The sequence below is a fragment of the Aggregatibacter sp. oral taxon 458 str. W10330 genome (assembly GCF_000466335.1).
GTDB lineage: Bacteria > Pseudomonadota > Gammaproteobacteria > Enterobacterales > Pasteurellaceae > Aggregatibacter.
The window spans coordinates 123,497-133,661 of record NZ_KE952613.1; the positions used below are offsets into that span (position 1 = coordinate 123,497).

Annotated in this window: 8 protein-coding genes and 3 tRNA genes; 7 read left to right on the forward strand and 4 right to left on the reverse strand. The window is 43.8% G+C overall.

Annotation, left to right across the window (positions count from 1 at the left end; translation table 11 throughout):
- Window positions 1-49 precede the first annotated feature (49 nt).
- Window positions 50-301 carry a YcgL domain-containing protein gene (locus HMPREF9065_RS02940; RefSeq protein ID WP_021616498.1) on the forward strand — a complete coding sequence of 84 codons (252 nt, stop codon included), beginning with the start codon at window positions 50-52 and terminating at the stop codon, window positions 299-301.
- A gap of 131 nt (window positions 302-432) precedes the next feature.
- Here the strand turns inward: HMPREF9065_RS02940 and mrcB are convergent, their stop codons facing one another.
- The 3 genes from mrcB to erpA are packed head-to-tail and all read right to left on the reverse strand — an operon-like array spanning window position 433 to window position 3,526.
- Window positions 433-2,790, reverse strand: a complete 2,358-nt coding sequence (gene mrcB / locus HMPREF9065_RS02935; protein WP_021616499.1) for a penicillin-binding protein 1B — start codon at window positions 2,788-2,790, stop codon at window positions 433-435.
- Window positions 2,791-2,820: 30 nt separating this feature from the next.
- Complete coding sequence (locus HMPREF9065_RS02930) at window positions 2,821-3,183, reverse strand: YacL family protein (RefSeq protein WP_021616500.1); 363 nt, start codon at window positions 3,181-3,183, stop codon at window positions 2,821-2,823.
- 1 nt (window position 3,184) lies between these two features.
- On the reverse strand, window positions 3,185-3,526 hold the full coding sequence (erpA, locus tag HMPREF9065_RS02925; RefSeq protein ID WP_021616501.1) for an iron-sulfur cluster insertion protein ErpA: 342 nt from the start codon (window positions 3,524-3,526) through the stop codon (window positions 3,185-3,187).
- A 135-nt stretch (window positions 3,527-3,661) separates the two neighbouring features.
- Here erpA and map point away from each other — a divergent pair, with 135 nt between their 5' ends.
- Window positions 3,662-4,465 carry a type I methionyl aminopeptidase gene (map, locus tag HMPREF9065_RS02920; RefSeq protein ID WP_021616502.1) on the forward strand — a complete coding sequence of 268 codons (804 nt, stop codon included), beginning with the start codon at window positions 3,662-3,664 and terminating at the stop codon, window positions 4,463-4,465.
- Window positions 4,466-4,531: 66 nt separating this feature from the next.
- Window positions 4,532-7,123, forward strand: a complete 2,592-nt coding sequence (glnD, locus tag HMPREF9065_RS02915; protein WP_021616503.1) for a bifunctional uridylyltransferase/uridylyl-removing protein GlnD — start codon at window positions 4,532-4,534, stop codon at window positions 7,121-7,123.
- Window positions 7,124-7,193: 70 nt separating this feature from the next.
- On the opposite strand, the gene hemL is transcribed toward glnD, so the two are convergent.
- Entirely contained in the window at window positions 7,194-8,477 is a 1,284-nt protein-coding gene (gene hemL / locus HMPREF9065_RS02910) for a glutamate-1-semialdehyde 2,1-aminomutase (RefSeq protein WP_033002624.1), read from the reverse strand.
- Window positions 8,478-8,604: 127 nt separating this feature from the next.
- On the opposite strand from hemL, the gene wecA reads away from it, so the two are divergent.
- From wecA to HMPREF9065_RS02890, 4 genes are all read left to right on the forward strand, one after another.
- Window positions 8,605-9,678 carry a UDP-N-acetylglucosamine--undecaprenyl-phosphate N-acetylglucosaminephosphotransferase gene (gene wecA / locus HMPREF9065_RS02905; protein WP_033002625.1) on the forward strand — a complete coding sequence of 358 codons (1,074 nt, stop codon included), beginning with the start codon at window positions 8,605-8,607 and terminating at the stop codon, window positions 9,676-9,678.
- A 166-nt stretch (window positions 9,679-9,844) separates the two neighbouring features.
- Window positions 9,845-9,921 (forward strand) — tRNA-Arg (locus HMPREF9065_RS02900).
- A gap of 31 nt (window positions 9,922-9,952) precedes the next feature.
- Window positions 9,953-10,028: transfer RNA gene (locus HMPREF9065_RS02895), tRNA-His, on the forward strand.
- A 1-nt stretch (window position 10,029) separates the two neighbouring features.
- A tRNA-Pro gene (locus HMPREF9065_RS02890) sits at window positions 10,030-10,106 on the forward strand.
- Window positions 10,107-10,165 lie beyond the last annotated feature (59 nt).

A 10,165-nucleotide genomic window follows, 5' to 3' on the forward strand; every position in this document is an offset into this window, starting at 1 on the left:
TGAATTATTGCAAAATCGGCAACTTCAACCTAATTAAGGAATCTGATTTATGCTCTGTGCCATTTATAAAAGCCCAAAAGAACCGGGCATGTATCTTTATATTGAAAAACGCGATCAATTTGATGCACTACCTGACGCATTGTTAACGGCTTTTGGCAAACCGATTTTTGTGATGTTGTTTAATCTTGCTGGCAGCAAACCGTTAGTCAATGCGGATAAAACGGAAGTGTTGCAGCAAATTAAAGAAAAAGGCTTTTACTTACAAACGCCGAAAAAAGACGATTGGTTGTTTCGTCTATAACGGTTTGAGTTTAGTGAGTTTTTCATTCTATTGATGAATAGTAAAAAACACCATAAAAAATGACCGCACTTATCTCCTCAAGTGCGGTCGTTTTGTTAGGTGTTTTTATTCTGCGTGTAGCCGTCCATTTTTTATTCACCTTCTTTTAGCACATCCCATACGCTTTCTTGTTTTACCGGTGTTGTCGGTGCTTGCGTTGCTGTATTACTGATCATGGAGCCGGTTTGTGCGAGTGGACTTTGTTGGCAGAATGATTGATTTCTGTCTGCCCAAACAGGGATCGTGCGTGAGCTGCTGCAATCCCAACCGCCGTAGGCATTAATTCCGATCCACTTGATGCTTTGTGGTTTGTTTAATTTTAATGGGCGAATAGCCGCACGTTGTAAATAGGCCTTATAGACTTGTAACGCACCGCTGGCACCGGTGAGTTTGGTTTCTCCATTGTCATCTCGTCCAAGCCAAATGGTGGTGACATTTTCGCCATCAATTCCGACAAACCAAGTATCGCGCGCATCGTTAGTCGTACCGGTTTTGCCGGCTAAGTGTAAATGGGCGTAATCCGGTTGCAAGCTGTGAGCGGTGCCACGATCAACCACTTGTTGCATGGCAAAGAGGGTTTGGAATGCGGCTTCAGGTGGCGCAACTTGTTTGGGTTCGAGATCATGCTCATAAATCACATTGCCTTGTCTATCCGCGATACTACTGATCGTGCTGAGCGGAATGCTGGTGCCTTCGTTGGCGATAGTTTGATAAAGCTTGGTTACGTCATAAGGTGAAATGGCATAGGAACCCAGCAACATGGAGGGCACTTTTGGAATCGTGACTTTATCCCAACCCATGGCTTGTTGCATGGAAATTACTTTTGTTAACCCCAGCTTCATGCCGATGTTGACCGTTGGGATATTCAACGAGCGTACTAATGCATCCATCAGCATGACGGAACCGCTGTATCGGCGGTCGTAATTGCGCGGTTGCCAAGGCGGACTGCCTTTCACATTGATGGTAATCGGTTGGTTGTTAATCGGTGTGTTTAATCGAAATTGGTCCGGATACATAAGTGCGGTCAAATAAATGGACGGTTTTACCAACGAGCCGATTTGGCGTTTGGCTGATAAAGCGCGGTTGAATCCGGCAAATTGCGTTTGCAGCCCACCCACAATGGCGCGCACTTCACCGGTTTGATAATCGGCAACGACCATAGCGGATTCCAAAAACGGATTCTTATGTTTGAGCTGTAAATCGGATACGGCACTGATTACCGCTTGTTCAGCCTGATCTTGTTGTTTGATGTCTAACGTAGAAAAAATGCGCGCACCCAGTAAATTTTCAGTTTTCCCTTCGCCAAGTTGGTGGCGTAATTCGGTTTGTAAGGTTTGAATAAACGCCGGGTATTTACGGCTGATTTTTCCTTTTTCCTGCACGCCAAGCGGGCGTTGGCTTAATAGTTGATAGAGTTCATCGCCGATGATTTTGTGTTCCAACATCAAATGCAGCACCACATTGCGGCGTTCAAGGGCGTAATTGGGATTTCGCCATGGGTTATAAAGGGAAGGACCTTTGACCATGCCCACTAATAAGGCAATTTGATCTAAACTGATTTCCCGCACGGAACGTCCGAAATAAAACTGGCTGGCCAATTCAAAACCATGAATTTGGTTGTCGCCGTTCTGCCCGAGGTAAATTTCATTTAAGTAGGTTTCTAAGATACGGTTTTTGTCATAACGCCAATCGAGAATTAACGCCATCAAGGCTTCGTTAATTTTACGGGTGAAGGTACGCTCGTTACTTAAAAATAAGTTTTTCACCAGTTGTTGGGTTAGCGTACTGCCGCCTTGTACCGTTTGCCCTGCTTGAATATTGGTGATCATGGCACGCAAGATGCCAAGCGGGCTGATGCCATCGTGTTGAAAGAAACGACGATCTTCCGTCAGTAATAAGGCATCAATGAGTAAGCGAGGGTATTGCTGCAAGGAAATTGCAAGACGTTCTTCTTTGTCTGATTGCAAAATGGCGATCAGCTTTGGTGCCAAGCGAAATTCATCAATGGCTTTAACATTAATCAGATCTTCAATGACTGCCAGTTTGTCGTTTTCAAAACGCAGGCGAAAAACCCGTTGCGCCTCCGGTGTGTCGGGGAAAGGGAACGCACGACGCAGTAAGACGATCGTGTTATTTTCAATTTTGAAATCCCCCGGTGCGGCAATCATGGTAGTTTGGCGATATTCGTTTTCTAAGAGAAGTTGCTTGATTTGCTCAAAACTGAGTTGATCACTCACCCGAATACTTTCAATTCGGCTATACACTTCCGCCGGCAAACGCCAAATTTGCCCGTCCATTTTGCTACGAATTTGCCAATCCAAATAAGCAGAATAAGAAAACAGCATACAAAAAAAAGTGAATGTAATTTTTAACAGCTGGATTGTCCAAGACCTTTTGGACTTTATCGGTGGCTGTTCAGTCGAAGTCTGTTGCTCTTTTGTTGTTGCCATGTGCGTTACCGTTTGGGCTGAATGTTGGGATTAGGCGCGGATAAAATCCAAGTAAGAATGTAAAAAACGGGCAAAATCTTCAATGCCACAAAAGGCGATACTTTCATCATCGTAATAATAAAAACCGTCTTCCAATGCGTCTTGATTCTCAATGGCGAGATTATTTGCCTTTGCCATCACCTCATCCGCATTAATGTATAAGCTGTATTCGGCACCGGTTAACACAATATCCGCCGCATGGGAGGCAGGCAAGTTTTGTAAATGAAAAAGTGCGGTAGATATTAGTTGTGGATTTGACCGCACTTCGATGTTGAACCAGTTGGCGAAGGCTTCGTGCTCCATAGAGCACTTCGCGACAGTGTTGCCTTGATGGGAGGTAAACTGAAAATCCATATTAGATGCTGAAAGAGGATCCGCAACCGCAAGTGGATGAGGCATTCGGGTTATTCACGACAAAACGTGAACCTTCCAAGCCTTCGGTATAGTCAATGGTGCCGCCGATTAAATATTGTAGGCTCATCGGATCGATAACTAATTGCACGCCGGCATTTTCTACGGTTAAGTCGCCTTCATTGACTTTTTCGTCAAAGGTAAAGCCGTATTGGAAGCCACTACAACCGCCGCCGGTAATATAGACGCGCAATTTAAGCGCCGGGTTTTCTTCCTCGGTAATTAAAGACTTCACTTTTTGTGCCGCAGCATCAGTAAAGGTTAACGGAACGGATATCTCTGTCATATTGTGTAATTCCCCACGATTTATTTGAGCGCGTATTATCCAATAACCGACTAGTCCATTCAAGAATTTATCAAGGATTTTTCTCTGTCACAGTGCTATAATTCCGCCCATTAATTTTTAAATAGGGAGATAAACATGAGTATTCCATTAAAAACGGAAGAGGAAATTGTTAAATTACGCGAAGCTTGCAAACTGGCATCTGACGTGTTGGTGATGATCGAACCGTATATTAAAGAAGGCGTGAGTACCGGAGAATTGGATCGCATTTGTCACGATTATATGGTGAACGTGCAAAAAGTTATTCCCGCTTGCTTGAATTATCATGGTTTCCCGAAAGCGACTTGCATTTCCATTAACGAAGTGGTTTGTCATGGCATCCCAAGTTTTGATAAGCATCTGAAAAATGGCGATATTGTGAATATTGATGTCACGGTGATAAAAGACGGTTATTTTGGTGATAACTCGAAAATGTATATCGTCGGAGAAACCAATTTACGCAGTAAAAAGTTGGTGGAAGCGGCGCAAGAAGCCCTTTATGTCGGTCTGCGTACGGTTAAACCGGGCATTCGTTTAAATGAAATCGGTAGAGCCGTACAAAAATATACGGAATCTCAAACTTTTAGTGTGGTGCGCGAATATTGCGGCCATGGCATTGGGACGGAATTCCACTGCGAACCACAGGTTTTGCATTATTACGCAGACGATGGCGGCGTAGTGTTAAAACCGGGCATGGTATTCACCATTGAGCCAATGATTAACGCCGGTAAAAAAGAAGTGCGTTTAATGGGCGATGGGTGGACGGTGAAAACCAAAGACCGTAGCCATTCCGCCCAATTTGAGCACCAAATTGTGGTGACGGAAAACGGCTGTGAAGTGATGACCATCCGTGACGAAGAGATTGCTGAAGGGCGTATCCAACGTGTTATGGTGAACGTTTAATTAACTGAAATCCGCTACGTTTCCCGTGGCGGATTTTTTCTATTTCCCGTTTTTGCAAGACAACCTATGCTTTTTCCTTACGATACCCAAGCCGAGCTCACGCCAAGTGCGGTCAAAATTCAAAGAGAAAATTTAAAACAGTTTGAGCTGGCGAATTTTGACAAAATAGCTATCGATCAACTGATTGCTAATCGTACCGCGTTTTATGATCAATTCCTTTTGCACTTGTGGCGCTATTTTCAATTTACCGACAATCCTACATTAAGTCTGATTGCCGTGGGCGGTTACGGACGGCAGGAAATGTTCCCTCTTTCCGATTTGGATATTTTGATTTTAACAGATCAAGTTCCAACTGAGGCGTTACAGGAAACACTCGGTCAATTCGTGCAATTTTTATGGGATTGCGGTTTTAACCTTGGGCAGAGCATCCGTACCCTTGCTGAATGTGAAGCGGAGGGCATGGCGGATATCACGGTGGCGACAAATTTGTTGGAAGCGCGTTATTTAATCGGCAATCAAACGTTATTCAAACAGCTGGTCGCATTGGTGCAACTACCGACTTTTTGGTCAAAAACCGATTTTTGCCAGGCAAAGATTCAAGAAAAAAATGAGCGTTATCAACGTTATAACAATACGTCTTACAATCTTGAACCCGACATTAAATACAGTCCCGGCGGCTTGCGGGATTTGCATTTGTTGTATTGGATTGCCCTTCGCCACAACGGGGCGAAAAATTTGCAGGAAATTTTGCAAGCGGGATTTATTCATCCGGCGGAGTATGCTTTGTTGCTGAAAAGCCAACAATTTCTGTTTAAAGTGCGGTATGCATTGCATTTAATCTTGAAACGTTATGACAATCGCCTCTTATTTGATCGTCAATTAAAAGTCAGCGAATTATTGGGGTTCCAAGGCGAGGGCAATCAAGGCGTGGAAGCCATGATGAAGCAATTTTTTCAGGCGTTACATTCCATTTCATTGCTGAGCGAATTGCTGGTCAAGCATTATCAGGAGCATTTTTTGATTCCCCATGAAATGGGGAACGAGCAAGTGCTTGATGTGAATTTCAGCTTGATAAATCAATCCATTTGTTTGCGTCATCGCCAATGCTTTGAACAACAGCCGGAAAGCATCCTCGATCTTTTCTATTATTTAACGCAATATCCGCAAGCGGAGATCCATTCCTCCGTATTACGTGAGCTGTATTTGGCGCTAGAGCAACGGCAAGGCTATTTATGCGATTTACCGACGGCACGAGAAAAATTTATTCGGTTGTTTAATCAGCCTAATGCCATCCAACGCGCATTTTTCCCCATGCACCAATATGGTGTGCTGACCGCTTATTTACCGCAATGGGGTAATATTGTCGGCTTAATGCAGTTTGATTTGTTCCATTGTTACACCGTGGATGAACATATTCTGCGCGTGATGTTAAAACTGGAAAGTTTTTTAGCGGAAGCGTCGGCGCAAACTCACCCGATTTGCCATCAAATAATGCATCAAATTTCTGACCGCTCTTTATTGTATATCGCCGCCTTATTTCATGACATCGCCAAAGGGCGTGGTGGCGCGCATGAATTACTGGGGGCAGAAGATGTTCGCGAGTTTGCCGCACTGCATGGTTTCGACCAACGCGAAATGGAAACCATGGCATGGCTGGTTGAACAGCATTTGTTGATGTCGGTGACCGCACAACGACGAGATATTCACGATCCGGAAATTGTGTTGAGTTTTGCCGAGCGGGTGCGTAATCAGGTGCGTTTAGATTATTTAACCTGTCTCACCATTGCCGACATTGTGGCGACCAATGAAACCTTATGGAACAGCTGGAAGCGTTCTTTATTAGCGACTTTATACGATTACACCACGCAACAATTTACTCAAGGACTGGCAACCTTGTTGGATAATCAGGTAAAAGCAGAAGAGCATCGCCACTTGGCGTTGTTAGAAATACGTGAAAAAAACACCGCGCTTTCTGAGTCGCAAATTGAAAAGCTATGGCAACGTTGCCCGTTGGATTATTTTTTACGTAATTCGCCGCAGCAAATCAGCTGGCACACGCAACTGCTTGCCGAGTTTCGCGGTGATGTGTTGGTAAAAGTGAGCAATCGGTTTTCTGCCGGCGGTACGGAAATTTTTATTTATACTAACGACCGCCCGAACCTGTTTAATAAAGTGGTGAGTACCATCGGAGCGAAAAAACTCAGCATTCACGATGCGCAAATTATTACCACGCAAGACGGCTATGTGTTGGACAGCTTTATTGTGACTGAACTGGATGGTGCTGAGTTGCCATTTGATCGTCGTCGTATGTTGGAAGACGCGTTGACGAAAAGCCTAACGTCAGAAACGGTGAATAAACAACGACTACGCGAAAAACACCATTTGGCTCATTTTCATGTGAAAACCGACGTGCGTTTTTTGAATCTTGAGAAAACCGATCAAACTGAAATGGAATTGTTTGCACTGGATCAGGCAGGTTTGTTGGCGGATGTGAGTGCCGTGTTCTGCGACTTAGAGCTGAATTTACTTAATGCCAAAATCACCACCATTGGTGAAAAAGCAGAGGACTTCTTTATTTTAACGAATAAATTCGGACGTGCCTTGGACGAGTCGGAGAGAGCGGCGTTATTGACGCGTTTGTTGCAAATTTTAAATTAGCGTTTAAAGATAAAAGTGCGGTCAGATTTAAAAACGTTTTTAAATCTGACCGCACTTTACGTTTTATGAATTATGCCAACTCAGCAAAAGCAATATCTGCTGCCGCTAGCGTGCGCTCGATGTCTTCATCAGAATGCGCAAGAGACATAAAGCCTGCCTCAAATGCAGACGGCGCCAGATAAACGCCTAAATCCAACATTTTGTGGAAAAAGCGTTTAAATTTTTCGGTATCGCACGTCATCACGTCTTGATAACAAGTCACTTCTTTTTTATCAGTAAAGAACATGCCGAACATGCCGCCGACATAATTGACGGTAAACGGCACTTGATGCTTATCGGCAAGCTGTTGCAAGCCTTTCGCTAATTTTTCGGTTTGTTGCGCCAGTTTTTGCTCATTACCGGCTTTTTTCAATTCTGTTAAGCAAGCGATACCGGACGCCATCGCTATCGGGTTGCCGGATAAGGTGCCTGCTTGGTAAACCGAGCCGGTTGGGGCAATGTGTTGCATAATTTCTTTCTTACCGCCAAAGGCGCCCACTGGCATACCACCGCCGATTACCTTGCCTAAACAGGTTAAATCCGGTGTGACATTGTAGTAACGTTGTGCACCGCCAAGTGCCACACGGAAACCGGTCATTACTTCATCAATGATGAATACTGCACCATATTGATCGCAAAGTTTGCGTAACCCTTGCAGAAAATCATTTTTTGGTGGAACACAGTTCATGTTGCCTGCGACCGGTTCGACAATCACGCAAGCGATGTCGTCAGGATATTGCTCGAAGGCTTGTTTGACAGAGTCGATGTCGTTATAGGTACAGGTGAGCGTGTGTTTGGCAAAATCTGCCGGCACGCCTGGTGAGTTAGGTTGTCCCAATGTTAATGCGCCGGAACCGGCTTTGACTAACAGAGAATCCGCATGACCATGATAACAACCTTCGAATTTGATGATTTTATCTCGATTTGTATAGCCACGGGCTAAACGAATGGCAGACATCGTGGCTTCAGTGCCGGAGCTCACCATTCTGACCATTTCAATTGAAGGGATAAGTTCACACACTAATTCAGCAAGTTCGATTTCCAACGGTGTCGGTGCTCCGAAACTCAAGCCATTTTGTGCGGTTTTCATCACGGCATTTAAAATAGCGGGGTGATTGTGTCCTAAAATCATTGGGCCCCAAGACCCTACGTAGTCGATATATTGTTTACCGTCTGTGTCATAAATATAAGCGCCTTGTGCTTTTTCAATAAAGACCGGTGTGCCGCCGACACCGTTAAAAGCGCGAACCGGTGAGTTAACGCCGCCCGGAATAACATGTTGAGCGCGGGAGAAAAGTGCGGTTGAATTTGCCATCGTTTTTATCCTTATTATACAAAAAAGTGCTTTATTGTACTGAAAAAAAGGAAGATGAGTAAAAATATTTATGTAGCCTTTTGCCTTTGTGGTATTCTTTGCGCATTTTATTTTCATGGGAAAACCTATGTTATTGACGTTATTTGTTACATTTCTTGGGGCGCTTTTAACTTTACTTGTGATGCGCCCCGTTGCTATTCAAATCGGTTTGGTGGATAAACCTAACTATCGTAAACGCCATCAAGGTGCAATTCCGTTAATTGGCGGCATTTCATTGTTTATGGGGAATCTTTGTTTTTATCTCATGCAGTGGGATCAAACGCGTTTACCTTATCTTTATTTATTCAGTATTTTAGTCTTGCTATTAATGGGCATTATTGATGACCGTTATGACATTAGTCCTTTCTTGCGCGCAGGCGTTCAGGCATTTTTAGCCATTCTCATGATCGATATGGGAAATGTTTACCTCGATCATTTAGGGCAAATTTTAGGGCCATTCCAGCTCACGTTAGGATCTATCGGCTTGATTATTACGGTGTTGGCGACTATCGGCATTATTAATGCTTTTAATATGATCGATGGTATTGACGGTTTACTGGGCGGATTGTCTTGTGTTTCTTTCGCTGCAATCGGTATTTTGATGTATCGTGATGGGCAAATGGATTTGGCGTATTGGAGTTTTGGCTTAATTATTGCAACGATTCCTTATTTAATGATGAATCTGGGGATTCCGTTGGGACCGAAATTTAAAGTCTTTATGGGCGATGCCGGCAGTACGCTGATCGGTTTTACGATTATTTGGATTTTATTGCTAAGTACGCAAGGCAAAGGTCATCCGATGAATCCGGTGACCGCACTTTGGGTGATTGCTATTCCGTTGGTGGATATGGTGGCGATTATTTATCGTCGTTTAAGAAAAGGGAAGAGCCCATTCCGTCCGGACCGCTTGCATGTCCATCATTTGATGGTGCGCGCAGGTTTAACTTCCCGTCAGGCGTTTTTGTTAATTACCTTTGTCGCGGCATTGTGTGCCGGCTTTGGGATTTTAGGGGAAATTTACTACATTAATGAATGGATCATGTTCATCGCATTCATTATTCTCTTCTTCCTCTATTCTTATTCTATTACGAAAGCTTGGAAAATTACCCGTTGGATACGTCGTCTGAAACGCCGTGCGGCTAAACGGGCGAAAACTAAATAGAGGTTAAAATTATCACTAAAATGTTAGAATAAAACAAAAAATAACCAGAAATTTTATAAATTATATTCATTTTGGTTAAAAAAATAGCTAGTGATAGAATTTTACAAAAAAAAGCTAGACAAGCACTTTCTAAACTTTTAATATACGCCCCGCAACGACGCTTCTAGCGCTCGTAGCTCAGTTGGATAGAGCGTTGGCCTCCGGAGCCAAAGGTCGCAGGTTCAAATCCTGTCGAGCGCGCCAAGGTCATGCAGGTTCAACTTATTAAAATATGGTGGCTATAGCTCAGTTGGTAGAGCCCCGGATTGTGATTCCGGTTGTCGTGGGTTCAAGTCCCATTAGCCACCCCATCGGCGAGTAGCGCAGTTTGGTAGCGCAACTGGTTTGGGACCAGTGGGTCGTAGGTTCAAATCCTATCTCGCCGACCAATTTAAATTCTGAGGTTTCTCAGAATTTTTTGTTCTTTAACAATCAATCAGACAAACTG